We start from the raw sequence: 26,712 nt of genomic DNA on the forward strand, positions 1-26,712 counted from the left end.
GTCGCGGGATCTCCGCGACAATGCTCCTGATGACAACTCTTGCTGCCATTCTGCGTGCCGCCGAAAGTGGCGTCTTCCCGCCCCCGGATCTCGGCGTCTCGGTCGTCCCGCCGCCGTCGGAGCGGGAGTCGTGCGTGGTGTCGTTCACCGGCCACATCGTGATCGCCGCGGATGTCGACCCGGCCTGGGTCGCGGACCGGGTACCGGAGGGCGACCTGTGCGCTCCGACCAACCCGCCGTTCCTGTCCGCGCTGGAGGAGCTCACCGGCCGCCGGGTCAGCGCCCTCGACGCGATGCTCCTCGCCCCGGCCCTCACCGACCCGGCCGAGCGCTCCGCCGCCACGGCGGGCCTCACCGAGCTCCAGGATCTCGACCACCCCCGCGTCGACCGAGCCTGGCAGTACCGCGACGACGTTCGGGTGCACGTCGACGCACACGACGGCCTCGTACTGACCGGGCGCGGCCTGGCGGACCGCCTGGAGTGCGCCGTCGAAGTACCTCCGGATGCCCGGCAGCAGGGCCACGGTCGCCGGCTCGCGCTGGCGGCCCGCGCCCTGATTCCGCCGACCGCCTCGATCTGGGCCCAGATCACCCCGGGCAACGCTGCCTCCCTGCGCACCTTCCTGGCGGCCGGCTACAAGCCGGTCGGGTCCGAGGCCCTGCTCCTCAAGTAGCACCACAGAAATCCACAGCTGTGGAAAACCCTGGGGAAAGCGCTCACAAGCGCCCATTTCGCCTCACCGAGCCCCCGGCGGGCCGACTGGTTCCGGAGTGCTGTGCTGAGCCGTTGAACTGTGGGCCGTCGAGTCGTGGCCGCGGCTGGATCTCGAGGCCCGGTGACCCGAGCGGCCGGCCATCGGGCCGCTCGCGGACGGTGGCGTCACGGCACCGCCTCCCGATTCACCGGCCGAATGGGACGCCGCTCCGGCGACTCCGCCGGCGGCCTTCCGGGCGGCGGCGAGGCCGACCCCCGCCGAGCTCGCGGCTGCCCCGGCGGCCTTCCCACCGGCGAGCGCTGCCCCTGTCGCACCCCCGTCACCACCTGCCGAGCCGCCGGTCGCACCCCCGGCGCCGCGGGCCGATCCAGCGGCGGAACTGCCGACGTTCACCGCCCCGGTCGCCATACCGCCCGGATCCGCGACCGAGCTGCCCATCGCGGAACCTCCACCGGCCACGGCTGCGGTCACCGGCACCATGAAGCGCAGCAACGCGGGCAGCGCGACGATCGCGAGCAGCAGCATCATCATTCCGGTCATCGCCGGCATCACGCCGTTACTCGTACTGCCGTCGCCGGATCCGTTGGCGACATGGTCGTGAGCCAGCTTCATCGCAGCGGCGTAGACCAGCGCGGCCGCCGGTTTGTACGCGATGAACGCCAGGGACCAGCCGCAGAACTTCCGAAGCCAGTTGCGGCCGATCTCGGTGTTCGTCGCCGCGGCGGCCAGCGGGAACGCTCCCGCGAGCAGCACCAGCAGCGCCGACCGCACCAACATCAGCACGATCTGGATCAACGAGGCGACGATCACCCCGAGACTGCTGAGAATCGCCAGCACCGCGGGCATGCTGTCGGCGACGAGGCTCCGCACCTTGCCTTCCGAGTCCCTCGGGCCACCGAACGAGGCCGCCAGCGACATGTCCTTGGCCACCTGGTTGATGATGTCCACCGAGAACTGGTCCGACCATGAGATCAGCAACTGCAGGGTGGCCGTCCCCATCCCGGCCACGACCACGAACGTCAGCATCGTCTTGAGCAGGTCCTGAAGGGGCTTCGCCCGCTGCTCCCAGGCGATCCGCAGGCCGGCGATCACGATCGCGAGCGCGAACACGGCGCCCGTGACCCCGAGCAGGTTCGAGTGCAGGAACTCGACGGTCGAGCTGTTCGCCCAGGTTTTGTCGTTGGCCACGGACGGGGTGTTTGGCTGGAGCCAGAAGGTCATCGAGTCCAAAGTGCTCAGCGCACTGTCGGAAACCTGCTGCCGGAGTTGGTCGATCACGTTGGTCGCGACCGACTGAAAGCCGTCCTTGATGTAGCAGGCGACGTCCATCTTTCCGCACATCAGACACCACTCCAGGCAACGAAGTCGGACAGGTCACGGTGCTGGGCGAACGGCGCTCCGACCGGATCGCCGGGGGCCGGCGGTTGCAGATGCCAGTCACCCGCTTGCCAGACGAGAGTGAGCGTGAGGCTCATGTACGCCGTGTCGACCGGCGTGGCCAGCATCAGGCTGACCCGATCCGCGCCGGCGTCGATGATGCGGTATCCGGCGAGCTGCGGCACGCTGTAGCCGCTGGTCGTGTCGTCGGACTGGAGCTCGCGCACCAACGCGTCGGTGTCCGGGCCCGGGACCATCAGCCGGCGCGCGGTGGCGACGACCTTGGTCTGGTCGGCCATCGCCGCGTAGGCGTTGTACGCGGCGAACACCGCACCGGTCGGCGAGTGCGCGAAGCACCGGCGGAAGCCGTCCCCGTCGATCGCGGCCGGGCCGTACTTCGACGCACGCGGCACGACGATCCGGCTGCTGACCTCCCAGCTGTCCACAGCCGGCGCCTTTCCGGGGACCGCCTGGTCCGCGGCGACCGGGCCGCAACCGCCGGAGCCCTGCGAACGATCCCCGGTCTCCGAACCTGCAGGCTGCGCGGGCCCGGTCGCCTGCGCGGCTCCGGTCGGCTGCGCGGGCGCGGGCGGGTGCGCGGGTCGCGGCGTACCGGATTCCGCGGCGGCGGCGCTGGTCGAGCCTGCGGCTTGCTGCTCGGCAGCGGGCGCGGCGGTGGACCTCGACCGGCCGCCGACGAGCAGCGCGACGCCGCACAGCACCACGGCCCCGATGACGATGCAGGCCGCGATGAAGCCGCGCCCGAACGGCGACTGTTCCTGGCTCGTGTCGCTCATCTGACTCCCCGATCCGCCGGTTGAGAACCTCACGGATCAAGGGTGGCAAAAATCGGGAAGGCACCGCGGAAGTTATCCACAGGCCCGAATCGTCAGCTCCCGGGGCTCGTGTATCTCGGCATCATCTTGGCAAAGAACGCATAGCCGAGCGCCAGGACGACAGGCCCGGCCAGTGGAGAGGCGGTGGTGAGCCAGGTGGGGAGTGGGACGTCCGAGCTGCGGTCCAGCAGGACGGTTGCCGGCAGAAACGAGATGTATGCCATCGGGAAGACAGTGCAGAAGGCGTAGAAGGTGGTGCGACCGAACATGGTGAGTGGATATCCGGAGAACTGGGTGATCGAGCTGTCGGCGAAGATCCGCAGCGAGAACGTGGAGGTGGCGACGAACGTGAGTCCGCAGAAGAAGGTCGCGATGCCGGTCTCGATCAGGCTGCCGCCGAGCACCGCCAGCAGCAGATAGGCGACCTTGACGGCGTCCCAGTCGACGGGTGCTTGCCGGCTGAAGATGATCAGCGCGCCGAACCCGAGCAGCGCGTCGCCGAGCGACATCAGCGAGAACCGCCGGCTGACCAACTGCAGGAACGGGTTCACCGGACGCAACAGCACCCGGTCGAACTCGCCGTCGCGGACCATCTCGTCGGTCAACATCAAGGCCCCGAACGGTACGACGTACAGCGCGTGCGATGCCAGCCGCATCGCGAACACGAAGGCGACCTCCGGGAAGCCCCAGCCCGCGATCACACCGAACTTTCCGAGGAGGACCCCGAGGAAGCAACTGCGTGCCCTGAAAGGCGACGCCGCCCATCAACGTGGTCCAGAAGTTCACGCGGTACTGCAACTGCGCCCGCAACGCCGCGCGCTCGAGGATCAGGTACTGCCGGAACCACGACTGCTCAGCCACCCTGCACCACCACCTTGTGCCGCGCGCGCCGCCACACCAACTCGAGGAGGAACGCCAGTACGACGACCCACACCAGCTGTACGCCGACCAGCGCCAGCGCCTCGCCGTCCTGCAGCCGGCCGAGGTAGATCGACACGGGGGTGTAGACCTGCGCCTGGAACGGCAGCCACTCGACCGTCGCCCGCAGCCAGCCGGGCATGAACCACAACGGGATCAGCGACCCGGACAGGAATGCGCTCCCGAACCGGTACACGATCAGCGGCCCGCTGACCTCGAGCGTCCAGAACGTCACCATCGACACGATCAGGTTGCACAACATCGCCACGGCGACGCCGGCCACCGTGGCCACCAGCGAGAGGAGGAACGCACCCGCACTCGGCGGCAGCACGAGCGCACCGATCACGCCCGCCGCGGCGAGACCGATCGCGCCGAGCGGCAGCCGGCCGAGCATGACGCCGAGGTTCTGGCCGAGGACCTGCCCCATCAGTCCGAGCGGCCGGGTCAGGTCGGTCGCGATCTGACCGTTCCGGATCCGCATCGGCAACGACGAGAACTGCCACGGAAGGAGCACCGACTGCAGACACGCCGCAATCGCCGCGTACGCGACCGCGGTACGCACGTCCACACCGGCGACCGGCCCACGGCCGCCGTACACGATCCGCCAGACCGCGATCGCGAGCACGACCTGGATCACCAGCGTCACCGCGCCGGTGAGCAGATCGCCGCGGTAGATCAGCACGGATCGCGTCCCGGCCCGGGTCATGCCCCGGAACGCCCGCATCCGCCCCGCCTGCTCCGCCACGCTCACGCCAGCAGTCCGCCCTGCTCCGTCCCGCTCTGCCGCACTCACGTCACTGGTCCGTCCTGATGCGCCGTGCTCACGTCGGTGGTCCGTCCTGATGCGTCGTGTTCACGTCAGTAGGCCGTCGTACAGCTGGGAGATCACGTCGGTGAGCCGTGGATCCACGATCGACAGCTCGTCGACCTGGTAGACCTGCGACACCCGCGCGATCAGCTCGGGCGTGGTGATCTCCCGAGGGTCGAAGCGCAGTACGACGCTGCGGTCCGGGTACGGCAGCACCGTGCCGACCGCGGCGGCCTCCACCTCGGTCGCGAACGGGATGTCCGCCACCCGGCGGATGCTGCGTTCGGCCAGCGTGAGGACGAGGAACCGGTACGGCATGAAGCGTTCCTTCAGCCGCGACAGGTCCCCGTCGTACAGGACCGTGCCGGAGTCGATCACGATGATCCGCTGGCAGAGCCGCTCGACGTCGTCCATGTCGTGGGTGGTCAGCACGACGGTCGTGCCCGCGGTCCGGTTGGTCTCCGCGATGAACTCGGTCAGCCGCGCCTTGGCGACCACGTCCAGGCCGACGGTCGGCTCGTCGAGGAAGAGGATCGACGGCTCGTGCAGCATCGCCGCGACCAGATCGCCGCGCATCCGCTGACCGAGCGACAGCGAGCGCACCGGCGTGTCCAGGAAGTCGGACAGGTCGAGCAGTTCGGTGAAGAGCCCAACGCGGTTCCGGTACGTCGTACGGTCCACGTTGTAGAGGTCCGCGAGTACTTCGAACGAGTCGCGGAGCGGGAGGTCGTACCAGAGTTGCGTCCGCTGACCGAACACCACGCCGATGTTGCGGGCGTTCCGGGCGCGGTCGCGGGACGGCTCCAGGCCGGCGACCCGGCAGACGCCGGAGGTCGGGGTGAGGATCCCGGTCAGCATCTTGATCGTCGTCGACTTGCCGGCGCCGTTCGGGCCGAGGTAGCCGACGAGCTCGCCCGGCTCGACCTCGAAGTTCACGCCGTTCACCGCGCGGGTGATGTCGCGTTTGGTGCTGAACAGGGCGCGCAGGCGGGGCAGGCGGCCCGGGAGAACCGTGGGCCGGGAGAACTCCTTGACCAGATCGGCCGCCTCGATCACTGCCATTCGGACCCTCCCCAGCGAGCGCGAACGGTCATCCTCCCACTGTTCCGGCGGGATCGCAGTACGAATTTCACCGTACTAGACCGGATATGGTTCAGGTTGTCCGTTACGCTCGGGAGGTTTGCGGTTCTGGGTCGATCTGTAGCCGAAAGGTCACCCCGTGTAGCGAAGTGAACTGGTCAGCTAATAGAGTCCGCGCATGACCATCGCGCCTTCGCTTTGCTCGCCCCTAGCGCTCGCCGATGCAGAACCCACTCGCGCCGCCGAACCCTGGGAAAGCGACGTGCTGACGGCCTACGGGCTGCTGCGAGAAGCAGCAGCCGAGCTGGATCACCTGATGCGCCATTCCTTGAAGCGCAGTGGACTGCAAATGGCAATGTTCGAACTGTTGCTGCGGCTGGCCCGTAGCAACGGGGAGAAGCAGCGTCTGACCTCCCTCGCGAGGGAGCTGACCGTCACCACTGGTGGCATTACCCGTCTGGTCGACCGAGCCGAGAACCTCGGCCTGGTTCGCCGGGAGCCCTGCCCTGACGATGCCCGCGGCTCGTTCGCCGTCCTGACCGAGGAGGGGAAGCGGCGGCTGCGCGACGCACTGCCGGATCACCTGCTCGAGATCGACAGCCTCTGGATGTCCCAGTTGGCGGACGACCGCGACCTCGTTCTCGGCAAGCTCCGCCGGGTCCGGGACAACGCCCGCCGCTGGCCGAACGGCCGGCCGGGTCTGGGGCCGATCACGCCCGACCGGATCTGACCAGCACCACAACTTCACCAACCGTATTACCCGCGACTAACGGATGGGGCGCCCGACTGGTGTCGGGCGCCCCTTCGCGCAATCGTTGAGAAGTGAACCAGCGCCACCCCGGCTCCCCCGACCACTGGCCGACCTACGCCCCGGCTGACGCCGAACCACCCACGAGCGGCCGCCCGAGCACGACACCGACACCGGACGGGACAGACGGACCCGCGAGTCGCCCACGGTGGCAGAACGGGGAGAACGCTCCCACCAGCGCGCCCCCAGGGCCGGGCGGCTCCACAGGGCCGGGCGGGGCCGGCGCTTCCGGGCACGATTCGGCGGGGTCAGGTGCGTTGCGTGGGTCGACGGGCGGGCCTCCGGGGACGAGGCCTGTGGGTGGGCAGGTGGGGCGGCGGGGGTTGTGGTGGCGGGGGGCCGTGGGTGGGGTGTTGGCGGCTTTGGCGGGGTTGGCTGTTGGGGGTGTGGTCGCGGGGGTGTTGGGGACGCCGCAGACGCCGGTGGTGGCGATCGGGTCGGCGTTCATCGATCGGGTGCCGCCGTGGTTGAAGGATCTGGCGATCTCCTGGTTCGGGACCCATGACAAGACCGCGCTCCGGATCGGCATCCTGATCGTCGTCGCGCTGCTCGCCGCGGTCGGCGGGGTTCTCGCCGTACGCCGCTACTGGGCCGGCGCCCTCATCACCATCGCGCTGAGCGGTGTCGCCGTGGCAGCAGCGTTCACCCGCGCCGACTCCGGCCAGACCGGCTTCCTCCCGTCCGCGCTCGCGGGCATCACCGCGCTGCTGATCCTGCGCCTGTTCAGCCGCCGTCTCGAGCCGCTCGTCGACTTCCCCGACGACGCCGTCAGCCGCCGCGGCTTCCTCCAGCTCTCGGCCGGCGTAGCCCTCGGCTCCGTCGCGCTCGCCGGACTTGGCAAGGTGGTCGGCGGGAACCGCGCCGCGGTCGCCGACGCCCGCAAGCAGCTCCAGCTCCCGAAGCCCCCGACCGTCGCGCCACCACCCGGCGTCCAGGCGCAAGGCGCCGTACCGTGGGCGACCGCGAACGCGGATTTCTACCGCATCGACACCGCCCTGTCGGTCCCGCAGATCGTCCCGGCGGACTGGAAACTGCGCATCCACGGCATGGTCGCCCAGGAGCTCAACCTGAACTTCGACGACCTCCTCAAACGCCAGGTCATCCACAAGTGGGTGACGCTGACCTGCGTGAGCAACGAGGTCGGCGGCGACCTGATCGGCAACGCGCTCTGGTCGGGCGTCGTACTCAAGGACCTCCTCCAGGAGGCCGGCCCGTCGAAGGACGCGGACGCGATCAAGTCCACCTCGAAGGACGGCTTCACCGCCGGTACGCCGCTGCCGACGCTGCTCGACGACCGCCAGGCGATGCTCGCGTTCGCGATGAACGGCGAGCCGCTGCCGGTGGAGCACGGTTTCCCGGTGCGGATCGTCGTACCCGGGCTGTACGGCTACGTCTCGGCGACCAAGTGGCTGGTCGACATCGAGGTGACGCGGTTCGACCAGTTCGAGGGGTACTGGACGCCGCGTGGATGGTCGGCGCTCGGGCCGATCAAGCTGTCGTCGCGGATCGACACCCCGCAGAACAAGAAGGTCGCGCCGGGCCCGGTGACCGTGGCCGGCGTCGCCTGGGACCAGCACGTGGGTGTGTCCAAGGTCGAGGTCCGCGTCGACGGGGGCCCTTGGCAACAAGCGACGCTGGCCGCGGACCCGTCGGTGGACACCTGGCGGCAGTGGCACTGGACGTGGAACGCGTCGCACGGCACGCACATGCTGCAGGTACGGGCGTTCGACGCGCAGGGCAATCCGCAGGTCGAGTCGTCCGCGCCGCCGGCCCCGAACGGCGCGACCGGCCTGCACACGGTCAGTGTGAAGGTCGGCTGACCGCCGCCAGCACCATCGGCAGGAACGTGTGCTCCAGCGTCCCGGCCGGTACGTCGTCCGGCTCGAGCAGGCTCTGCGACCGGGCCCCTTCGTGTACGGCGATGACCATCCGGACGAACTGTTCCGCCGGGACGGTCAGCTCGAGGCCGCTCGTCTCGGTGATCTGCTCGACGAGCCGCGTGAGGCTCTCGCGGAACATCGCGCGCTGCTTGTTCAGCGCCTCCGCGGCGTCCGGGTCGCGGAGCGCGTGCAGCGTGAACTCGGCCGAGATCAGGTGCCACTGCCGCTGGTCCGGCGCGGTCTCGTCGAGCAGCCCGAGTACGGCGTCGAGCAACGACCCGGGCTGCGTCGCGAGCTCCGGCAGCAGCGCCTCGATCTGCTCGAGCAGCCGATCGGTCGTGGCCTGGAACAGCGCGAGCACCAGCTCGTCCTTGGAGCCGAAGTTCGAGTAGAAGGCGCCGCGGGTGAACCCGGCGCGCTCGCAGATGTCCTCCACCGACGCGCCGTGGAACCCGCGCTCGGCGAACACCTCGAGGGCGCCTTCGAGAAGGCGGGCCCGCGTGTTCGAACGGCGGCGCTTGGGAGGTTCCATAGGAGTAGGATACAGTTCTGTATTGAATACACAACCGTATTGAACGGGGATGCAGGATGGAGCTCGAGGCCGTCGGGATCAGTGTGCGTGGCCCGCACGCACCGATGCTGCTCGCCACGTCGGTGTCGGTCGCCGATCATCAGGTGGTGCTGCTGACCGGTTACCCGGGCGCGGGGCACGTGGCCGCGGCGCTAGGACTGTCCGGTCGGCTGAAGCCCGACACCGGCACAGTCCGGTTCGACGGCAAGGCGGACCTCGCGCTGCTGCGCCGACGGGTCGCCGTGGTCGACGCACCCGGCATCACCGAGCCGGACGACGCACTGCCGGTTCAGACGGTCGTCGGCGAGGAGCTGGCGATCGCCGGCCGCAAGGCGGGGCGTAAGGCCGTGCTGGAGTGGCTGAACGAGCACGACGCCGCGGAGCACGCCGACAAGCGGTTCGAGCACCTCCCGGTCGCCGTACGGACAAGACTGCTCACGGAGCTCACCGTTGCGCGTCCCGACGTACAGGTGGTGATTCTGACCATGCCTGATCGACATGGCGGCGATCCGCACGACTGGTACGAGCTAGGGCGCGGGCTGGCGGCAGAGGGGTACGGCGTGATCATCACGTGCGCGGACGCGTCAGCGCGGTTGCTGGACATCAAGGCCGCCCGAATGGGCGAAACGGACCAGCCTGACCCGGTGCAGGTCGCACCTATCGCTCCTGTTGAGCCCGTAGCTGCAATTGAAGAAGAAGACGAAGAGGAGACAGAGGCGTGACCGCGCTGCGGATGGCCCTGAGTGAGTTGCGGCGCCTGACGGCCGGACGGCTGCCCAAGCTGGCCGTGGTCGCGCTGCTGCTGGTGCCGGTGCTGTACGGCGGCCTGTACCTCTACGCGAACCACGACCCGTACGGCCGGCTGAACAAGATCCCGACCGCGGTCGTCGTCGAGGACCAAGGTACGACGCTGGCGACCGGCGAGAAGCTCAACGTCGGACCGCAGGTCGCGGACGAACTCGTGAAGTCGAAGAGCTTCGACTGGCACCAGGTGGACCGGGCCGACGCGACGCAGGGCGTGTCGGACGGGAAGTACGAGTTCGCGCTGGTGCTGCCCAAGTCGTTCTCTGGCGACCTGGCGTCGAGCGCGGACTTCAAGCCCCGGCAGGCGGAGCTGGAGCTGCTGACGAACGACGCCAACAACTACATCGCGCACACGATCGCCAACCAGGTCGTCGCGCAGGTGACGAAGACGGTCGCGTCCCAGGTGAGCGAGACGGCCGCGTCGCAGCTGTTGGCCGGATACAACACCATCCACAAGCAGATCAGTACTGCCGCCGCCGGAGCCGCCCAACTGCAGACCGGCCTGACTTCAGCCGCGACGGGTGTCACGAAGCTGCAGACCGGCGCGACGCAGCTCAACACCGCGCAGAAGCAGCTGTCGACAGGTGCGACGCAGCTGGCGACTGGCGCAACGCAGGCGTCGCAAGGCGCGTCGTCGCTGGCTACCGGTGCCGCGCAGCTCGACAGCGGTCTGGGGACGTTGAAGGACAAGACCGCGTCGCTGCCGAGGCAGACCAAGCAGCTGGCCGACGGTGCGGGACAGGTTGCTGACGGCAACGAGAAGATCGCCGGTGTCGGTAGGCAGGTGGCCACCGCGTCCAGCACGCTGGTCCAGGACCTGAAGACGTTCGACGCCCAGCTGGCCGCGAAGCTGAAGGAGCAAGGCCTCAGTCAGCACCAGATCCGGGTGATTCTTCTGGAGACGGCGAAGCTGCGGACTCCCGTCGTACAGGCGAACACGAAGATCCAGTCGACGTCCAAGCAGCTCAACCAGCTCGCGACCGGTGCGCGGAAAGTGTCTGACGGCGCGTCCGAGCTGGCCAAGGCGACGCCCGCGCTGACCAACGGGATCAGTACGGCGGCCAACGGTGCGCACCAGCTCAACACAGGCGCTACCCAGCTGAAGACCGGGCTCGGCACGCTGCAGACCGGTGCACAGAAGCTGGCTGCCGGTGAGCAGCAGGCCGTGACCGGCCAGGGCCAGTTGCTGACCGGTGTGAACAGTCTTGCGACCGGGATGGGTCAGCTGAAGACCGGTGCGACCCAACTGAACACAGGGCTGCAGAACGGCCTGAAGCAGATCCCCAACCCGACCGCTGACCAGCGCAAGGCCGTTGCCGAGACGCTGGGCGCTCCGGTGACGCTGCAGAACGTCTCCCAGGCCACGGCGGACAGCTACGGTGCGGGCCTGGCGCCGTTCTTCCTCAGCCTGGCCTGCTGGATCGGGGCGTATGTCCTGTTCCTGCTGGTCCGTCCGCTGTCGCCGCGTGCGCTGGCCGCGCTGCAATCGCCGTTCCGGGTGGCGCTCGGCGGTTGGTTGCCGCCGGCGCTCTTCGGTGCGGTGCAGGCGACGCTGGTGTTCGTGGCCGTCGTACTCGGCCTCGGCATCAACGCCGCGCACCCGTGGTTGACGGTCGGATTCCTGATCCTCACGTCATTCACCTTCGTCGCGATCCTGCACGCACTGTCGGCGTGGTTCGGTGCGGTGGGTAAGTTCCTCGGCCTGGTGCTGATGGTGGTCCAGTTGGTCAGCGCCGGCGGCACGTTCCCGTGGCAGACGATCCCGGAGCCGCTGTACTTCTTCCACCACGCGCTGCCGATGAGCTACGCGATCGACGGCGTCCGGCACCTGATGTACGGCGGGCCCGGCGCGTCGCTCGGGCGGGACCTGCTCGCGCTGGGGGCGTGGTTCGTGGTCGCGATCGCCGCGTCCACCCTGGCGGCCCGCAAGCAGCGGGTCTGGCCGGCGAAGAAGCTGCAGCCGGAACTCGTCCTGTAGTCGCGCGGCAGTCGGCGCCGAGGCATTGACGGGGAGAAATGTTTGCGTGAACATCGGCGGCATGAGATCACCAGCCCGGCGCCTCGCCGCCGCGACGCTCTCGGTCGCCGCCGCCGTCACAGCGCTCACCGTCCCCCCGTCCACGGCGGCTCCGCTGCCCGGCAACACCGGCGCGTTCCGCGGTGTGAACTGGGCCGATCCGCGGGACAACTACGCCCACGACGCGGTCGTCCCGTCCGGCCTCAGTACGGCGGACGACTACGCGACGACGTACCGCAAGGCGGACGGGATCGTGGGCGAGTTCCGCAAGGAGCTCAAGGCGAACACGGTCCGGCTGCCGATCAACCCGTCCAGCGTGGGCACCGCCTGGTGGACGTCGTACCGCGGCGCGATCGACGCGGCGGTCGGGCGCGGGTTCAACGTCATCCTCAGCTACTGGGAGGCCGACAACGCCAAGGACGGCCGGGTCGACGACACGGCGGCGTACGGCGCCATGTGGGACACCGTGGTCAAGGCTTATGCCAAGAACCCGCACGTGTACTTCGAGCCGATGAACGAGCCGTTCGGGTACTCGCTGCCCGACTGGGTCTCGCTGACGTCGGCGTGGATCGCCCGGCACAGCGACGTACCGCGGAACCGGATCGTCATCTCCGGCACCGGGTACAACGACAACGTCACCGGGGTCGGCGCGGCGCCGCAACTGCAGGGGACACTGCTCTCGCTGCACTTCTACGGGTTCTGGGCGTCCGACACGACCGAGGCGGCCTGGCTGGCGAACATCCGGCCGCGGATCGGGTCGTACGGGTCACGGACGATCATCGACGAGGCAGGGTCGCCGATGACGATCGGGCTGAACTACGGCAACCACGAGGGCAACGTGTACACGGCGTACCTCGGTGCACTCACGCAGGTCGCCCGTGAGAACGAGATGGGCATCGTCTACTGGCCAGGGCTGCGTACTGGCGATTCTTACTCAATGACGACCCAGGTGGGCCCGGCTGATCTCCAGGTCAACAGCCGGAGCGGCCTGGACCAGCTGTGGTGGGGCTGGCGGTTGCTGAAGGACGAGCCGACCAACACGCTGCCGCCGAGCCCGCCGGGCCAGCCGCTGCGCGGTGTCGCCAGCGGCCGGTGCACCGACGTACCCGGGTTCTCAACAGCGCCTGGTACGTCGCTTGACCTGTGGGACTGCAACAACGGCGGCAACCAGTCCTGGAACTACACGGCGACCAAACAGCTCACGGTGTACGCCGACAAGTGCATGACGTCCGGTACGTCTGTGACCATCGAGAACTGCACCGGGGCAACCAACCAGGCGTGGGAGCTCAACGCAGACCAGACCGTGACCAGCGTTGCCGACCCGGCGCGCTGCTTGACCGCAGCAGGCACCGGCAACGGCGCCGCGGTCGTAACGGCTGCCTGTAATGGATCTGACGACCAGAAGTGGACCCGTTAGAGTCCTTGTGTGGACGACTTGGTACGTACTGCGGGAGAACGTGAAGTACTAGAGGCCTTTCTCGAATCGCATCGGCAGGTCGTGGTGGAGAAGCTCCGCGGCCTGTCCGAGCAGGACGCCCGACGCCGGCTGGTGCCTTCGTCGACCACACCGATCGGTCTGGTCAAGCACCTGACCGGCGTCGAGCGCAACTGGTTCCAGCACATCGTCGCCGGGCGGCCGCGGTCCGAGATCGCGGGCGAGTCCGCGGGCGGGCCGGGCAGCTGGGAGATCTCCGACGACGAAAAGATCGACGGGATCATCGCCGCGTTTGAAGAGGCCTGCGCCGAGTCGCGGCGGATCGCCGCCGGGCTGGCGCTCGACGACGCCGTACCGCATCCGCGCGGTGGTGAGGTGTCGCTGCGGTGGGTGTACGTGCACCTGATCCGCGAGCACGCCCGGCACGACGGGCACGCGGACATCCTGCGCGAGCAGATCGACGGCGTCAGCGGGGCGTGATCGGTTCGACCCGCGGACGCGCGAGCGCCTGGTAGTCCGGGCCGGAGATCATCACCGAGCGGTCGAGGCGGGCGGCGTTGAAGTACAGCTCCGGCTCGGCGACGACGGCCGGGTCCGCGATCAGTTCCAGTTCCGGGTCGAGGCTGAACGGCAGGACGGTGCCCGGGACGGTCCGGGCGAGGCGTTCGGCGGTCGCGGCGTCGGCGAATCCGACGTACTTCGCGGCGTACAACCGCTTGATCGCGGCGAGGTCGACGCGGCGGTCGCCGGGGACGACGGCGAGCACGTACTTCGTGGTGCGTTTGTCGGGCTTGACCAGCAGGATGATGCACTTCGCGGCCTGCGCGACCGGGTGACCGCGGAGTGCGCTGACCGTCTCGGTGGTGCCGTCGGGGGCGTGGTCGATCAGCTTGTACGGGACGCCCTCGAGCAGGGCGATCAGACGGTCGTAGGTGTCAGGCATGCGGTCTCCCGGTGGCGGCGTTCGATGGATTGGCCCCACGTGGTGCCGGCCAGCATGAGTACGGCGCCGAGCGCGGCCGGTACGGTCAGCCGCTCGTCGCCGAGACCGATGCCGATGGCAACGGCCCAGATCGGCTCGGTGCCGAGCAGCAGACTGGCACGGCTGGCCGACGTACGCTGCACGGCCCACGTCTGCGCGAGGAACGCGAACACGCTGCAGAACAGGGCTAGGTACGTCACCTGCAGCCAGGTCGCCGGCGCGGTCGGCAGGTGGGGCAGGCCGGGTACGACGAACAGCGCCGTACCGACGACGGACTGGATCGCGGTCAGTTGGAGCGGGCGTACGTCGTGCGCGAGGCGGCCGACGAGCGCGACGTGACCGGCGCGTACGACGGCGGCCGCGAGCATCAGGAGGTCGCCGATGCCCGGTTCGTGCAGGCCGTTGCCGGACATCAGCAGACCCACGGCCGCCACGCAGATCGCGGCGGCCAGGTAGAACCTCGGCGGCAGACGGCGGCGATCCAGCAGCGGCGTCAGGACGAGGGTGAGGCTGATGATCAGGCCGGCGTTCGCGGCGGTGGTGTGGGTGACGCCGTACGTCTCGAGGATCAGTACCGCGGCCTGGGTCAGGCCGAGGACGAGGCCGGTACGTCGCTCGGTGCGGTTGGCGCGTCGGGCGGCGGGGAGCAGGGCCAGGGCGGAGATGGCGTAGCGGAGGAAGAGCACGGTGAGTACGGGCAGGGTTGCGGTCGCGGTCTTCGCCGCGAGGTAGCTGGAGCCCCAGACGATCGCGACCATCAGCAAGACGAGGTCGATACGGCGGGATCCGGGCACGGGTCCACGGTGACCGATTCCGATGTTGTAGCCAAGACCGAGGTTCTTCAACGAGGTTGTAGCAGGCCTACAGTGTTGTCCGTGGACGAACGGCAGTTGCGGGTGCTTCGGGAAGTCGGCGAGCTCGGCAGTGTGACCGCTGCCGCGGAGGCGTTGCTGGTGACTCCGTCGGCGGTGTCGCAGCAGTTGCGGTTGCTGCAGCGTTCGATCCCGGTACCGCTGACCGAACGCTCCGGGCGCCGGGTCGTCCTCACCGCCGCCGGTCAGGCACTCGCGAGCGCTGCGGCGGATGTGGAATCGGCGCTGGCCCGGGCGAGGCACGCCGTCGACGAGTTCGTCTCGAGGCCCCATGGTTCGGTCTCTGTCGCCGCGTTCCACAGTGCGGCGGCCGCGTTCTTTCCGTTGATCCTGCAGGCCGCTCCCGAGCTGCACCTGCACGACGAGGACGTACCGCAGGACGAGTTCCCGCCGCTGACCCGCGAGTACGACATCGTGCTGGCGCATCGCCTCGACCACGCGGCAAGCTGGCCGCGGACGGTCACCGTCACGCCGCTACTCCGCGAGCCGCTCGACGTCGCCGTACCCATCGACCACCCGCTGGCCGCCAAGCGCGTCCTCACTCCGCGCGACGTCGCCCACGAACCCTGGATCACCGTCCACGACGGCTTCCCCCTGATGGCCACCATCGAAGCCATCGGCGCCGCCGCCAACCACCGCCTCAACCTGGCCCACCGCGTCAACGAGTTCACCGTCGTCACCGAACTCGTCGCCGCCGGCGCCGGCCTCGCCCTCATCCCCCGCTGGACCGCCCGCCCCCACCCCGCCATCTCCCTCCACCCCCTCCGCGGCGTCCACACCCTCCGCCACATAGACGCCCTGCACCGCCCCGAACACACCCCCCGCACCGCCGTCCGCACCACCCTCACCGAACTGCTCAAAGCCGCCCGAACCATCCGCACAGCGGGAGGTTGAGCGTCGGCTCCATACCCAACTGCGACCGCCTCGTCGCGGTCAGTTTGCACACCCCGTGCGATTCCCCGAAGATCACGAGATGACTCCGCCCGCCGGTCCAGGGCAGCACCACGTCTTGAAGCTTCATTACGAACGCGTCGGCACGGGTCCTGTTGCCTATCTGGACGAGACTTACCACGTCGAGCGCGGCAGCCATCGCCGCTTCTACGTGATGGCTGCCGTGGTCGTACTCGAGCACGATCGCGACCCACTCAGAAACGAACTGGACTCACTGGTGCCATCAGGGTGGTGGCACACGACCGACCAACTGCGGAGCGCGGATGGCCGCGAACAGACGCGCGAACTCCTGCGGACCTTTCGCGTTCCGGACGAGACCTGTGTGATCGTGGACAAGGTCGCCGTTGAGCCGGCCGACACCGACGGTACCGACGCCCGCAGGCAGGTTCTTGCCCGGCTTCTTACGGCGCTGCATACCGCCGAACACGGCAGCCATCCACCGGTCGAACTCGCCGTCATCGAAGAACACCGGATTGCCCGGATCAACAACTCCGACCGCGCGGTCCGTGCTCAACTCATCGCATCCGGCGCGATCGCCGGGACGGCGCCGTTCCTCGCGGTCTCTCCAGGCACCGAGCACCTGCTCTGGCTGCCTGACCTGGTCTGCAGCGCCTACCGCCAGAAGGCCGTCTTCCGCCGCAACGAGTTGTTCGAGATCATCGAGGACCTCACTCACGTTGTGCAGTTGCGGTGAAAACAGCAAACCCCCGGCTGCCGTAGCTACACCGAGGGCCAACCTGGCTCACGAATCACAAGGACAAGAAGCCGAAGTCTTTGCTCCCTGAAGACTACTAGTGCCTTCAGACACTGTCCACCGAGACCCCGAGATCTATCCGCCGGTTGCAGCGCGGGGTTCGCCCCAAATGCGGGCAACCGCGACTATCTGGTTCGGCAGGTCGAGGGTGTCTACCTGGATGTGATGGTCGGCGTACGGCGGGTTCGCCGCGTCCGCCTCGTGGAGCAGTCGGAACTCGGCGTCGGTGAGCCACATCTGGCGTGACCTCGCGCGCCGCAGCGCTTCGGGTAGGCCGACCACGAGGTGCACGATCAGGCATTCGGGTAGTTCTCGCCTGTACAGCTCGGAGGTCTCGGGCGTCAGCACATCGGCGATGACCACTTCGATGTTCGCAGCCAGAAGGTTTCGCGCGATGCCGCAGGCGTTCATCACACCGAGTCGTTGCTGCCTGCCCCCTTCTTCGCCGTCCCACGGCGCCGCGGCACCCGACACAACAAACTGCCGCACGTCATCCACATCCACGAACGCACACCTCGCGCGCCCTTCGGCGAGAGCTTGACCCGTGACACTTTTCCCGACCGCGGGCCCACCCGTCAGAATCAACGGCGGAAGCTTCATCGTTCCTCCGATCGGCGACTCACGACTGTTCGTTATCGTTGCATTTGGCAACAGAATTTCCGCTGGGCGAGGCGTATGTGCGGCCGGTGGGGCCTCGGCGTTTGCTGATGCGTGGAGCCGGTAGTACGGGGCGGTCGGTCGCGGGCGCTAGCCCGCAGGAGCCCGGCGGTAGCCGGAAGGGGCTACCGGCGCTAGCCGGGGGTGGGTGGGTAGCGCGCGTAGTGGGTGCGGGAGGGAGCGGAGCGACCGGAGCGCCCGCGTAGCACGCGGGGGGATTTCCTCAGCTGTTGACGAAGTTGGCGGTTTGGGTGAGGAGGTGGTTGGTGGTGGGTTGGTCGAAGAAGGTGATGAGGGCTTCGTAGGTGCCGGCTTCGGCGGCGGAGGGGTCTACTACGTAGCCGTAGTAGCCGTCGGTGTAGCCGACTACTCGGGTGATGGGGTGGGTGCTGTCGGACTGGAGGCAGGCGCCGTGGACGGCGAAGAGTTCTACCGGGAGGTTGATCCAGCAGACGTCGCCCATGGTGACGGCGCTGATCGGGAGGTCGAAGGCCGGGGGGAGGGCGGCGGCGGCCATCAGGGCCTGGCCGCGGGCGCCGTCGAGGCGGGTTTGGGAGATGCGGCCGGAGGGGTCGTCGGTGCCGTTGAGGTGGATGGCGGCGGCGGAGACAACCTTTTCGGCTTCGGCGGCCGGTGGGATGGTGCGGACCGGCAGGGTGAGCGTCGTACGGCGGATGGCCGGCGGCGACTGGGGGAGTTCCAGGCCGGGGTGGGCGAGGGCTTCGCGGACGCGGCCGGCGAGGAGGGCGCCGAGGCGGGTGACTTCGGCGGCGCCGCGGCCCTGGCGGGTGAAGCGGGGGCTGACGTCGCCGGCGGCGCCTTGGAGGAAGCCGACGACGGCGGGGGCGAGTTCGGCGCGGGCGGCGCCGGGCCAGTCGGCGGAGTACTTCATGTTCTCGGGGCCGTACGTCGTGGGGTGGCAGGCGAAGTCGAGCAGCACCGCTTCGAGGGACCCGGACCGCGAGTGCAGCGCGAGGATGCCGGCGGTGTTGTCGTGCGGGCCGTTGCGGCGGTGCCGGTTGGTGCCGACGCCGACGACCTCGACGGATCGCCACGACGCGGTCACCGGCTGCCGTTCGAGCCGGACCGACCTGACGGCGTCGAGCAGCGCGTCGACGAGGTCGCGTTCGCGGGCGGCCGGGATCACCGGGTGGATCTCGCCGGTCCAGCCGGACGGGCCCGAGTGGGTGTGGGACGCGGACACGACGACGTGCGACGGCGGGATGCCGGCTGCCTCAGCGGCCGCCGAGGCGAGTTCGGAGACGAGTTCGCAGCCGACGGCGATCGCGTCCAGCGTCAGCCACAGGACGCCCGGGTCGTCGGTGCTCGACAGCCAGATCAGGCTCGCGTTCAACGGGTCCGCCGTACCGGTGGCGACGCCCGCGCGGGCGGCGTACCCGTCGAGGCGGTGACCGGGTGGCGGGGTGACGTCCAGGGACTTCGCTGCCAGGAGGAGTTCGGTCACTTGAGGGCTCCCGCGGTCATTCCGGCGCTGATCTGTCGATGGAATCCAAGATATACGGCCAGGACCGGAATTATCGAGATGGTCAGTCCGGCGAACAATCCTGAGAAGTCGCTGTGATAGCCCTGGGTGACCGCGATGTTCGCCAGCCCCTGGGTCACCAGGTAGCGGCTCTCGTCGGTGTTCAGCACCAGCGGCAGCAGGTACTCGTTCCACATCCCGAGGAACTGGAAGATGCCGATACTGACCAGGCCGGGCCGGGCGAGCGGCAACATGATGCGAAAGAGCACACCCCAATGAGAACACCCGTCCACAAGTCCCGCCTCGGCAAGCTCCTTCGACTGGGTCTTGAAGAAAGCCGTCAGGAAGAACACGGAGAACGACATCCCGTGCGCGGCGTACACCAGGATCAACCCCAGGTACGTGTTCAGCAGCCCCAGGTTCTGTACGACGAAGAACAGCGGCACCAACGCCAGGAACCCCGGGAACACCATCCCCGCGACGAACACGTAGTACAGCACCCGCGACCCCGGGAACTCGAACCGCGCCAAAACGTAAGCGACCGCTGACGACAGCAGCAACGTCAGTACGACGCCGCAGCACACGACGACGACGCTGTTGAAGAAGTACGCGCCGATGTGCGACTCGTTCCACGCGCGCGAGAAGTTGTCCCACCGCCAGCGCGACGGCATGCTCCACGGGCTGGTGAAGATGTCCTGGTCGGACTTGAACGAGCTGAGCACCGCCCACAGCAACGGGAACACGACCATGGCGCCCCACACCAGCAGGAACCCCTGCGACACCCCGCCGAGTACTCGTGAGCCGGCCCGCGACCGAGCAGCAGCAGGCGGTATGTCGGGCGCAACCGTCGGCGACGGAGACGTCAGAAGAGCCATCGTGCCCCCTCAGTACTCGACCCGCTCGCGGCGGGTCAGCCGGAACGTGAGCAGGGTCAGGATCATGTTGATCAGAAACAACGTGACTCCGATCGCGGACGCGTAGCCGAACTTCCCGTACGAGAACGCGTTCGTGTACATGTACAGCGAGATCACCTGGGTGGCGTCGTCCGGACCGCCCGGCCCGACGGACAGGATCTTCACCAGCGCGAACATGTCCAGCGCCCCGATCACCTGGAACGCGAGCGCGGTCTGCACCGTGTTCCAGATCAGCGGCAACGTCACCCGGAAGAAGGATTGCACCGCGCCGGCTCCGTCGAGCAGCGCCGCCTCGTACAGCTCGCGGGGGATCGCCGCCATCGCGGCCGTGAACAGTACGACGTAGAACCCGACGCCGCCCCACACCACCACGGCCATGATCGAGCCCAGCGCCGTACGGCCGTCACCGAGCCAGAGGCGGGTCAGACCGTCCAGCCCGATCGCGCGCAGGAACCCGTTCAGCAGCCCGTTCCGCGGCTCGAAGACGAACTGCCACAGCACGCCGACGATCGCGATCGACAGGACGCCGGGGAAGAAGTACACGACCTTGTAGATCCGCGAACCCGGTACGCCGCCGCGGTAGTTGAGCGCGGCCGAGAAGAACAGCGACAAGGTGACGATGATGATCGGCAGCGACACCAGCAGGAACAGGTTGTGCCGCAACGCCACCCAGAACACCGAGTCGTGGAACAGCGTGACGAAGTTCCCGAACCCGATGTACTGGTAGCTCGCCGACAGCCCCTCCCAGTTGGTGAACGCGATCGGGAACGCCTGCACGTACGGCGAGATCACGAACACCGCGTAGACCGCCAGCGGAACCACCAGGAGGCTGACGACGAAGCGGTACTTCCCGTGGTGCATCAGACGTGGAACTTCTTGATCGACGGGTCCTTCGCGGTGTCGTCGGCGTACTTCTGCATCTGCTTGCTCCACCCGTCCGGTGTCAGCTCGCGGTTCATCAGCGCCGCCATCGCCTTGTCAGAGTTGTCGAGCAGCTTCTTGTACCAGAGGCGCCACTGCCAGTCGGCGAACATGTTGGTGCCGGCCGCGGTGATCACCGCCTGCATCGACTTGTTCGCCGAGGACAGCTCGACGCCGTCGCTGGCGCCCTTCACCACGGTCAGCGACTTGGTCACCTTCGTGAAGTTCGTCATGCACTGCTTGGACAGGATGATCCGCAGCAGCTCCAGCCCGCCCTGCGGGTTCTTCGCCTTGGACGGCACGATCAGCGCACCGCCCGGCCCGCCGGTGACGGTCTCGAACGGCGCCTTGTCCGCGGACGACATGCCCGGCACCGGGACCATCGTCATCCCGAGGTCCTTCGGCGCGATGTCGCCGAGCTCGTTCTCCAGCCAGCCGCCGCACGGGATGAAGACCGCCTTGCCCTGCGCCCAGTACGTCTGCGACTGGGTGTGCGTGAGCGCCTGCGAACCCTCCAGCAGGTACCCCTTCGCGGCCAGCTCCTGGTAGCCCTCGGCGGCGGCGATCAGCGCCGGGTCGCGCCACGCGTTCGGCTCCAGGTTGTCGACCTTCTTCTTCAGGTCGGGACCGGCCGCCTTGTACGCGGTCATCAGCATCGGGTTGGTGAGGTACCCGGGGAACTTGCCCTGGTACGTCCACGGCGCGATGTCGGTCGTCTTCTTGATCTCCGCGCAGAGCGCGAGCATCTCGTCCCAGTGCTTCGGGTACTCCCAGCCGTGCTTGTCCATCATCGGCTTGCTGTACCAGATCCCGCCGACGCCGAAGACGTACGGCATCTCGTACTTCACGCCGTCGTACCGGCCGGCCTCGGCGACACCGGGGAGAAGCGTGTCGCGGACCTTCTTGCCGGGCTCGTCGTACGCGTCCATGTCGAGCAGCGGGCCGATGTCCATGACCTGCTTCTGCGCCGCCAGCGTGGCGCCGTCCAGGCCGACGTTCTCGATCAGGTCCGGCGGGTCGCCCTGGATGAAGCGCGGCTGCAGCTGCTGCTGGAGCTGCTGCCCACTGGTCAGCTTGACCTGCGCCTTCGGGAACTCCTTGCGGTAGAGATCCAGCGGCATCGTGGTCCATTCCTTGCCGTAGCCGCCGTCGAAGTTGAAGAACTCCAGCGGCTTGCTGCCGTCCACCGCGCTCCCCGACGCGGCGGCGGTCTTGTCGGCGACGGGCTTCGCGCAGGACGCGAGCGTGGCGACGGCGGATCCGGCCAGAGCGGCACGGAGGAGGGTACGGCGGTCGACCTCGATCATGACCAGTCCTCTCAGGGCGTTGACTGGGTCATGGATACGCCGGGCGGACACCGGTCCGGAAGACCGGCGCGCAACCTCGTCTAGACCACTCTAGTTGGTCGGGATGGCACCGACCAGGCGTGCGGTCAGATCCATCGGGTTGGTGATCGCATGCCCGACCACGACGGCGTACGCGCCCGCGGCACACACCCTGCGGACGTCCTCCGGGGTCCGGATGCGGCCCTCGGCAACGATCGGGCAGTCGAGTTCGGTCGCGAGCCGCCGGACCAGTTCGACGTCAGGTCCGGTCGGCGGGCGGCCATTGGTATAGCCGGACAGCGTCGTCGCGACCACGTCGGCGCCCGCGTCCCGGGCCGCCAGACCGGCGTCGAGGGTGTCCACGTCGGCCATCACCGGTACGCCGAGCTCCGCGTGGATACGGGCGATCTGCTGCGCCACCGACCGCCCGTCCGGGCGCGGTCGCAGGGTCGCGTCGAGCGCGATCAGGTCGGCGCCCGCGGCCACGATCCCGACCGCGGCGTCGTACGTCGGGGTGATGAAGACGCCCGCCGGGTCGCCGAGCTTGTGGATGCCGATGATCGGCAGGTCGGTGACCGCGCGGATCGCCGCGACGTCGTGCGGCCCGTTCGCCCGGATCGCGCCCGCGCCGCCGGCCTCGGCCGCCTGGGCCATCAGCGCCATCCCGGCCGGCCCGTACAACGGGTTCTCCGGACCTGCCTGGCAGGACACCACAAGGGTGCCGGGGGCAAGGGTCCTCATCGACGGTGCGTCACAATCAGGTCGGCGTACGTCCCGGCGGGCCCGGTGGCGAGGCGTACGGCGCCGTCGAGCGAGTTGCCGGCCGCCGGGGTGAGCTCCGCCCGCACCGGGAGGGCCGCGCGGACCGGGGTCAGGAGTTGTTCGCCGGCGCCGGCGAAGAGGCCGCCGACGCAGGCGACCGGCACGGGGCCTTCGCCGGCGAGCTGGGCGACCGCGGCGGAGATGGTCTCGGCGATGTCGGCGGCGGCGCGTACGACGAGCTCGTGCGCGACCGGATCGCCTTCGCCGGCACACCGCAGTACTTCGGGAGCGAACCGTGCGACGTCGTCGACCAGCGTCGACGAGCGGTAGAGCGTCACCGGGTCGAGCGACGTGTCGGCCAGCTTCGTCGCGGGCCCGCGCCCGTCCCGGGCCCGCTGTACGGCGACCAGCCCGGCGCGGCCGATCGCGAACGCACTGCCCGCGTCGCCGAACAGGTACCCGTGCCCGTCGAGCTTCCGCCACGTCCCGTCCCGGTCGACCGCGAGACAGACCAATCCGGTGCCGGCGGCAACCACTACGCCGTACCCGTCCGGGAGCGCGCCGGCGTGCGCGGTGACCATGTCCTGCGTCAGCCGTACTTCGCCCGCGTCCAGCAGCCCGGCGACATCCGCCGCCAACTGCTCGGCGGCACCCGGCGCCTGTGGATAACCGGTGAGCCCGAGCGCGACAACCTCGACCGGCCCGCTCAGCCGAGCCTCAGCCGCGGCTACGCGGACCGCGTCGAGCAGCTTGGGCATCGCATCCGGCCCGTGGGTGTAGCCGGGGCCCGTGCCGGTCCGGCCGGACGGGAGGACACGGAGGCGGAGGGCGGACTGCCCGCCGTCGATGGCGATCTGCGTCATGCGGTGATCCAGTGCGAATAGTCTTGCCAGGGAAGGTGCCAGCGGTTCACTTTGCGGGTGCGGCGGTCCTGGCCGGCGGTGTCGTTCGCGACCAGGCGGACCGAGCCGAGGGTCTCGTCGTACATCACGGCCGGGGAGCCGGTGAAGTGCAGCGTACCGACAGGTTCCCACGGGGTGTGGCCGCCGCGGACGTCGATCATCGAGCAGTGGTGGATGCGGCGGTCGGCGCCCAGGACGTAGACCTCGATCGCGTCCGCGCCGGGGTTGAAGGCGACCACCGGGTCGTCGGCGAGTTCGAGGTCGCCGAGCTGCTGCCAGCGGCCCTGGCCGACGCGGTCGTCGAGGTAGGTGTGGTGCAGGTGGTTGTCGGCGCCGCGGACGTAGATCTCGTACGAGTTCGCCGGCTCGTTGCGTGCCGACGCCGGTTCGCCCGCGGTCCGTAGGTCTCCGAGGATCGCCCGCACCCCGCCCTGGACCCGGACGATCCGTCCGTCCGCACCACGGTGAAAGGAGGGAACGGCGGGCTCGCCACGCTGGATCGAGTCGAACTCGGCCCGCACCGAGGCGACCACGCCGGCGAAGCCGGCCGCCGACGCCCCGTCAGCCGGGGCGGACGCGGCCTGCCCGGCAGGCGTGGCAGGCACGGCAGGCACGGATGGCGCGGGCGGCGAGGACGGCACGGACGCCACGGACGCCACGGACGGCACGGGCGGCGAGGACGCCACGGACGCCACGGGACGCGCAGGCTGCTCGGCCGGAGCGGCCGGAGCGGGTGCACCGGGCGCAGCGGGCGCAGCGGGTGCACCGGGCGCAGCGGGTGCACCGGGCGCAGCGGGTGCAGCGGGTGCAGAGGGTGGAGCGGGTGGGAAGAAGGGGGTGGGTTCGAGGTATTGCATGGCGGCGATCAGGCTTGGGGCGACCGACCAGCCGGTTTCGACGCAGTAGGGGCCCCAGCCGATGTCGGCGTTCGAGCCGAAGTACTCCCAGGCGTCGAAGTCGAACGCGCGCTGCCAGGTGCCGTGGAGCTGGTCGTCGTCCGGGTCGTCGATCTGGATCCGGCTCAGGTAGTCGAGGACGCCGTGCGCGAGCTCCTCGAAGACCGGTTCGCCGGTGATCTGGTGCACGATCGGCAACGCCCACGCGGCGAACGGGGTGCCGTACAGCTGGTCGGTGACCGGGTCGCCGTTCGCCTGGAAGATCGACGCCTCGTCGACGCCGTACGCCTCGTTGCTCGGCGGGCACTTGCCGTCCCACTCGGCGAACCCGCCGTCCGGGCCCTGGCGGCTCTTCAGGTACTCGGCGAGGTCGAGCATCGTCTGCAGGTACAGCGGTTTGCGGGTGTAGAAGTACCCGCCGGCGAGCGGGAGGAGGAAGCGTCCGGCCTCGCAGGTGCGGCTGGTTTCGAGGCGGGCGCGCGGGTGGTGGGATGCCATGTGGTCGAGCCCGCGTTCGGCGATCTCCAGGTACGACGGTTCGCCGGTGACGCCGTACGCGTAGAGGTACGCGCACAACGCCGAGCTCTGCCAGTGCGACGTGAGGTCGAGGCCGTCCTCGATCGGGCTGCGGCCGAACTCGTCCCAGCCCTTCACCATCAGCGTCGACGGTGTCCGCCAGGGATCGACCTGCAGGCCGAGCTCGGTGTTGGCGGTGCGGATCAGGGACTCGACGCCGCGGAGGCCGGCCTCGAGGTCGCCGGAGATCAGCGCGAAGAGCGAGATCCAGCCGCCGTCGTCGGCGAACAGGTTGTTGGTGGCGGTGAGGTCGGTGCGGGCGCCGCGCGGTTCGAAGGCGCCGTACAGGTTGTTGCGGTCGGTGAGTTGCTCTTCCTCGACGACATGGCGCATCAGGTTCTTGGCGATGGTGTGGCCGCGGGGGTCGGCGGTCAGGTCGGCGTACATCCGGAAGGCGTGGGCGGTCTGGGTGTAGCAGTCGCCGCGGGGTACGGGGCGGAACGGGAGTTTGCCGTCGAAGCCGATCTCGTTGGAGAACCCTTCGGCGACGCCCTTGGAGCCGTCGGGGGCGTCGTAGAACATGCCGGCCCGGTCGAACCAGGCGATCCCGCGGTCGACCATCCGGCGGTACCGCTCGGGGCGCGGGCCGACGGTGATGGACGTCGTTTGGTTGCCGACGGCGAAGGTGTGTACGCCGTCGGGGAGCACTAGTGGCCTGGACTCGTATCGACCGGGTGCGACCTCGGTCAGCTCGAGCTGGCGGTCCTGGTGGGTGACGGGTGGGGGTTGGATGGTGGTGCGCACGACGAGCTTCGTGGGTTCGCCTGTTGCGATCCAGACGTGGGGTTCGGTGAAGAGTTCGAGGTCGGGTGGTGCCTCGGTGCCGGTGATTTCGGCAGAGATCAGCTGGAGGAGGCGGTGCCAGCGGCGTACCGGCTTGTAGCGACCTTGGATGTGGTGGCTCAGGGCTGTGGTCGCGTAGAGGAGGCGGCCGTCGCCGACGGGGATGCCGAGGAGAGCGGGGAAGGTGTGCTCGGGTGGACCGAAGACGGCCTTGTGGGTGCCGGCGACCGAGCCGTAGGTGAGCAGCTCGGTGGAGCCTTCCACGGGAACCACTTCCTGGGCGCGGGAGAGGTGTTCGTCGAGGATGCTGAGCGGTTCGATCCCGGTCAGCGCGTCCCGGGTGAAGATGCGTTCGATGTGCGCGTCCCGCACTGGCCCGCTCGGCAGGAAGCCGTCGTCGACCGCGAACTCGACGTACGCCGTCCCGCCCCCGCGCACGTACTCCGCGAGCGCCGTCGTGTCGAGCCGCGCCGGTTCCGGGTAATCCCCCGCGAGGACGACCACCGCCCGGTACGCAGCGAGGTCTGCGGGCAGCTCGTCGTACCGGACGAACGCGAGACCTGCGGTGGCGAACGCGGTCGCCGGGCCGGGTGGACCGATCAGCGCGACAGACGAAGCAGACACCGGTTCACTGTTGCCGACGAAGCGCGGCCGGTAAAGCACCTTGGGTAGACCACTCGCCCG

The 26,712-nt window shown here is 69.0% G+C and carries 24 protein-coding genes and 1 pseudogene; 9 read left to right on the forward strand and 16 right to left on the reverse strand.

Features of this window, described 5'->3' with window-relative positions:
- Positions 1-29 precede the first annotated feature (29 nt).
- Entirely contained in the window at positions 30-674 is a 645-nt protein-coding gene (locus ACQHIV_RS29785) for a GNAT family N-acetyltransferase (protein WP_427887172.1), read from the forward strand.
- A 63-nt stretch (positions 675-737) separates the two neighbouring features.
- On the opposite strand, the gene ACQHIV_RS29790 is transcribed toward ACQHIV_RS29785, so the two are convergent.
- The 5 genes and pseudogenes from ACQHIV_RS29790 to ACQHIV_RS29810 all read right to left on the reverse strand — a co-directional run bounded on the left by ACQHIV_RS29790 (position 738) and on the right by ACQHIV_RS29810 (position 5,717).
- A complete protein-coding gene (locus ACQHIV_RS29790) occupies positions 738-2,057 on the reverse strand; it encodes a hypothetical protein (protein ID WP_427887173.1) in 1,320 nt (439 codons plus the stop codon).
- Entirely contained in the window at positions 2,057-2,890 is an 834-nt protein-coding gene (locus ACQHIV_RS29795; RefSeq protein ID WP_427887174.1) for a hypothetical protein, read from the reverse strand. Before ACQHIV_RS29795 ends, ACQHIV_RS29790 begins: the two co-directional genes overlap by 1 nt.
- A 92-nt stretch (positions 2,891-2,982) precedes the next feature.
- Positions 2,983-3,648: pseudogene (locus ACQHIV_RS29800) on the reverse strand (ABC transporter permease); the annotation flags it as partial.
- 134 nt (positions 3,649-3,782) lie between these two features.
- Entirely contained in the window at positions 3,783-4,598 is an 816-nt protein-coding gene (locus tag ACQHIV_RS29805) for an ABC transporter permease (RefSeq protein ID WP_427887175.1), read from the reverse strand.
- Between the two features lie 102 nt (positions 4,599-4,700).
- Positions 4,701-5,717 (reverse strand): ABC transporter ATP-binding protein, encoded by a 1,017-nt coding sequence (locus ACQHIV_RS29810; RefSeq protein ID WP_427887176.1) that lies wholly within the window; start codon positions 5,715-5,717, stop codon positions 4,701-4,703.
- Between the two features lie 196 nt (positions 5,718-5,913).
- On the opposite strand from ACQHIV_RS29810, the gene ACQHIV_RS29815 reads away from it, so the two are divergent.
- Both ACQHIV_RS29815 and ACQHIV_RS29820 read left to right on the forward strand, forming a co-directional pair.
- On the forward strand, positions 5,914-6,465 hold the full coding sequence (locus tag ACQHIV_RS29815) for a MarR family winged helix-turn-helix transcriptional regulator (RefSeq protein ID WP_427887177.1): 552 nt from the start codon (positions 5,914-5,916) through the stop codon (positions 6,463-6,465).
- A 428-nt stretch (positions 6,466-6,893) separates the two neighbouring features.
- Positions 6,894-8,363 (forward strand): molybdopterin-dependent oxidoreductase, encoded by a 1,470-nt coding sequence (locus tag ACQHIV_RS29820; protein ID WP_427896592.1) that lies wholly within the window; start codon positions 6,894-6,896, stop codon positions 8,361-8,363.
- Here the strand turns inward: ACQHIV_RS29820 and ACQHIV_RS29825 are convergent.
- The gene (locus tag ACQHIV_RS29825) at positions 8,344-8,955 is read right to left on the reverse strand and encodes a TetR/AcrR family transcriptional regulator (RefSeq protein WP_427887178.1); all 612 of its coding nucleotides are present in this window, start codon (positions 8,953-8,955) and stop codon (positions 8,344-8,346) included. The genes ACQHIV_RS29820 and ACQHIV_RS29825 overlap by 20 nt on opposite strands.
- 56 nt (positions 8,956-9,011) lie before the next feature.
- Between ACQHIV_RS29825 and ACQHIV_RS29830 the strand changes: the two genes are divergently transcribed.
- The 4 genes from ACQHIV_RS29830 (at position 9,012) to ACQHIV_RS29845 (ending at position 13,730) form a co-directional block, all read left to right on the forward strand.
- A complete protein-coding gene (locus ACQHIV_RS29830) occupies positions 9,012-9,716 on the forward strand; it encodes a hypothetical protein (RefSeq protein ID WP_380190216.1) in 705 nt (234 codons plus the stop codon).
- A complete protein-coding gene (locus tag ACQHIV_RS29835) occupies positions 9,713-11,776 on the forward strand; it encodes a YhgE/Pip family protein (RefSeq protein ID WP_427887179.1) in 2,064 nt (687 codons plus the stop codon). Before ACQHIV_RS29830 ends, ACQHIV_RS29835 begins: the two co-directional genes overlap by 4 nt.
- 61 nt (positions 11,777-11,837) lie before the next feature.
- A complete protein-coding gene (locus tag ACQHIV_RS29840; protein WP_427887180.1) occupies positions 11,838-13,232 on the forward strand; it encodes a ricin-type beta-trefoil lectin domain protein in 1,395 nt (464 codons plus the stop codon).
- Between the two features lie 9 nt (positions 13,233-13,241).
- Positions 13,242-13,730, forward strand: coding sequence for a DinB family protein (locus ACQHIV_RS29845; protein ID WP_427887181.1), 489 nt, complete (start codon positions 13,242-13,244; stop codon positions 13,728-13,730).
- Here ACQHIV_RS29845 and ACQHIV_RS29850 read toward each other — a convergent pair.
- Both ACQHIV_RS29850 and ACQHIV_RS29855 read right to left on the reverse strand, forming a co-directional pair.
- On the reverse strand, positions 13,717-14,193 hold the full coding sequence (locus ACQHIV_RS29850; protein WP_427887182.1) for a YbaK/EbsC family protein: 477 nt from the start codon (positions 14,191-14,193) through the stop codon (positions 13,717-13,719). The two genes, ACQHIV_RS29845 and ACQHIV_RS29850, sit on opposite strands and share 14 nt — an antisense overlap.
- Positions 14,169-15,026 carry a DMT family transporter gene (locus tag ACQHIV_RS29855; RefSeq protein ID WP_427887183.1) on the reverse strand — a complete coding sequence of 286 codons (858 nt, stop codon included), beginning with the start codon at positions 15,024-15,026 and terminating at the stop codon, positions 14,169-14,171. The genes ACQHIV_RS29850 and ACQHIV_RS29855 overlap by 25 nt, the downstream gene beginning before the upstream one ends.
- Positions 15,027-15,107: 81 nt before the next feature.
- On the opposite strand from ACQHIV_RS29855, the gene ACQHIV_RS29860 reads away from it, so the two are divergent.
- Together ACQHIV_RS29860 and ACQHIV_RS29865 are read left to right on the forward strand one after the other, a co-directional pair.
- The gene (locus tag ACQHIV_RS29860; RefSeq protein ID WP_427887184.1) at positions 15,108-15,998 is read left to right on the forward strand and encodes a LysR family transcriptional regulator; all 891 of its coding nucleotides are present in this window, start codon (positions 15,108-15,110) and stop codon (positions 15,996-15,998) included.
- A 79-nt stretch (positions 15,999-16,077) separates the two neighbouring features.
- Positions 16,078-16,749 carry a hypothetical protein gene (locus ACQHIV_RS29865; RefSeq protein ID WP_427887185.1) on the forward strand — a complete coding sequence of 224 codons (672 nt, stop codon included), beginning with the start codon at positions 16,078-16,080 and terminating at the stop codon, positions 16,747-16,749.
- Positions 16,750-16,884: 135 nt separating this feature from the next.
- Here ACQHIV_RS29865 and ACQHIV_RS29870 read toward each other — a convergent pair whose 3' ends face one another.
- The 8 genes from ACQHIV_RS29870 to ACQHIV_RS29905 form a co-directional block, all read right to left on the reverse strand.
- Positions 16,885-17,313: a hypothetical protein gene (locus ACQHIV_RS29870; protein ID WP_427887186.1), complete on the reverse strand. Its 429-nt coding sequence runs from the start codon at positions 17,311-17,313 to the stop codon at positions 16,885-16,887.
- A 376-nt stretch (positions 17,314-17,689) separates the two neighbouring features.
- Positions 17,690-18,931, reverse strand: coding sequence for a hypothetical protein (locus ACQHIV_RS29875; RefSeq protein ID WP_427887187.1), 1,242 nt, complete (start codon positions 18,929-18,931; stop codon positions 17,690-17,692).
- The gene (locus tag ACQHIV_RS29880; protein ID WP_427887188.1) at positions 18,928-19,824 is read right to left on the reverse strand and encodes a carbohydrate ABC transporter permease; all 897 of its coding nucleotides are present in this window, start codon (positions 19,822-19,824) and stop codon (positions 18,928-18,930) included. The genes ACQHIV_RS29875 and ACQHIV_RS29880 overlap by 4 nt, the downstream gene beginning before the upstream one ends.
- A 9-nt stretch (positions 19,825-19,833) precedes the next feature.
- Positions 19,834-20,724 carry a carbohydrate ABC transporter permease gene (locus tag ACQHIV_RS29885; RefSeq protein WP_427887189.1) on the reverse strand — a complete coding sequence of 297 codons (891 nt, stop codon included), beginning with the start codon at positions 20,722-20,724 and terminating at the stop codon, positions 19,834-19,836.
- Positions 20,724-22,091, reverse strand: a complete 1,368-nt coding sequence (ngcE, locus tag ACQHIV_RS29890) for an N-acetylglucosamine/diacetylchitobiose ABC transporter substrate-binding protein (protein WP_427887190.1) — start codon at positions 22,089-22,091, stop codon at positions 20,724-20,726. The genes ACQHIV_RS29885 and ngcE overlap by 1 nt, the downstream gene beginning before the upstream one ends.
- Before the next feature lie 90 nt (positions 22,092-22,181).
- The gene (locus ACQHIV_RS29895; protein ID WP_427887191.1) at positions 22,182-22,850 is read right to left on the reverse strand and encodes an N-acetylmannosamine-6-phosphate 2-epimerase; all 669 of its coding nucleotides are present in this window, start codon (positions 22,848-22,850) and stop codon (positions 22,182-22,184) included.
- Positions 22,847-23,734, reverse strand: coding sequence for an N-acetylglucosamine kinase (locus ACQHIV_RS29900; RefSeq protein WP_427887192.1), 888 nt, complete (start codon positions 23,732-23,734; stop codon positions 22,847-22,849). The genes ACQHIV_RS29895 and ACQHIV_RS29900 overlap by 4 nt, the downstream gene beginning before the upstream one ends.
- Positions 23,731-26,652, reverse strand: a complete 2,922-nt coding sequence (locus tag ACQHIV_RS29905) for a hypothetical protein (protein WP_427887193.1) — start codon at positions 26,650-26,652, stop codon at positions 23,731-23,733. Before ACQHIV_RS29905 ends, ACQHIV_RS29900 begins: the two co-directional genes overlap by 4 nt.
- Positions 26,653-26,712: the final 60 nt, after the last annotated feature.

This window comes from Kribbella polygonati, from assembly GCF_050320105.1.
Lineage (GTDB): Bacteria > Actinomycetota > Actinomycetes > Propionibacteriales > Kribbellaceae > Kribbella.

Excerpts from the sequence above, each read along its gene's own strand:
- ACQHIV_RS29815 (WP_427887177.1), top strand. The coding sequence starts at position 5,914 with ATGACCATCGCGCCTTCGCTTTGCTCGCCCCTAGCGCTCGCCGATGCA.
- ngcE (WP_427887190.1), bottom strand. The coding sequence starts at position 22,091 with ATGATCGAGGTCGACCGCCGTACCCTCCTCCGTGCCGCTCTGGCCGGA.
- ACQHIV_RS29795 (WP_427887174.1), bottom strand. The coding sequence starts at position 2,890 with ATGAGCGACACGAGCCAGGAACAGTCGCCGTTCGGGCGCGGCTTCATC.
- ACQHIV_RS29785 (WP_427887172.1), top strand. The coding sequence starts at position 30 with ATGACAACTCTTGCTGCCATTCTGCGTGCCGCCGAAAGTGGCGTCTTC.
- ACQHIV_RS29790 (WP_427887173.1), bottom strand. The coding sequence starts at position 2,057 with ATGTGCGGAAAGATGGACGTCGCCTGCTACATCAAGGACGGCTTTCAG.
- ACQHIV_RS29895 (WP_427887191.1), bottom strand. The coding sequence starts at position 22,850 with ATGAGGACCCTTGCCCCCGGCACCCTTGTGGTGTCCTGCCAGGCAGGT.
- ACQHIV_RS29865 (WP_427887185.1), top strand. The coding sequence starts at position 16,078 with ATGACTCCGCCCGCCGGTCCAGGGCAGCACCACGTCTTGAAGCTTCAT.
- ACQHIV_RS29880 (WP_427887188.1), bottom strand. The coding sequence starts at position 19,824 with ATGGCTCTTCTGACGTCTCCGTCGCCGACGGTTGCGCCCGACATACCG.
- ACQHIV_RS29885 (WP_427887189.1), bottom strand. The coding sequence starts at position 20,724 with ATGCACCACGGGAAGTACCGCTTCGTCGTCAGCCTCCTGGTGGTTCCG.
- ACQHIV_RS29810 (WP_427887176.1), bottom strand. The coding sequence starts at position 5,717 with ATGGCAGTGATCGAGGCGGCCGATCTGGTCAAGGAGTTCTCCCGGCCC.
- ACQHIV_RS29840 (WP_427887180.1), top strand. The coding sequence starts at position 11,838 with ATGAGATCACCAGCCCGGCGCCTCGCCGCCGCGACGCTCTCGGTCGCC.
- ACQHIV_RS29850 (WP_427887182.1), bottom strand. The coding sequence starts at position 14,193 with ATGCCTGACACCTACGACCGTCTGATCGCCCTGCTCGAGGGCGTCCCG.
- ACQHIV_RS29900 (WP_427887192.1), bottom strand. The coding sequence starts at position 23,734 with ATGACGCAGATCGCCATCGACGGCGGGCAGTCCGCCCTCCGCCTCCGT.
- ACQHIV_RS29825 (WP_427887178.1), bottom strand. The coding sequence starts at position 8,955 with ATGGAACCTCCCAAGCGCCGCCGTTCGAACACGCGGGCCCGCCTTCTC.
- ACQHIV_RS29830 (WP_380190216.1), top strand. The coding sequence starts at position 9,012 with ATGGAGCTCGAGGCCGTCGGGATCAGTGTGCGTGGCCCGCACGCACCG.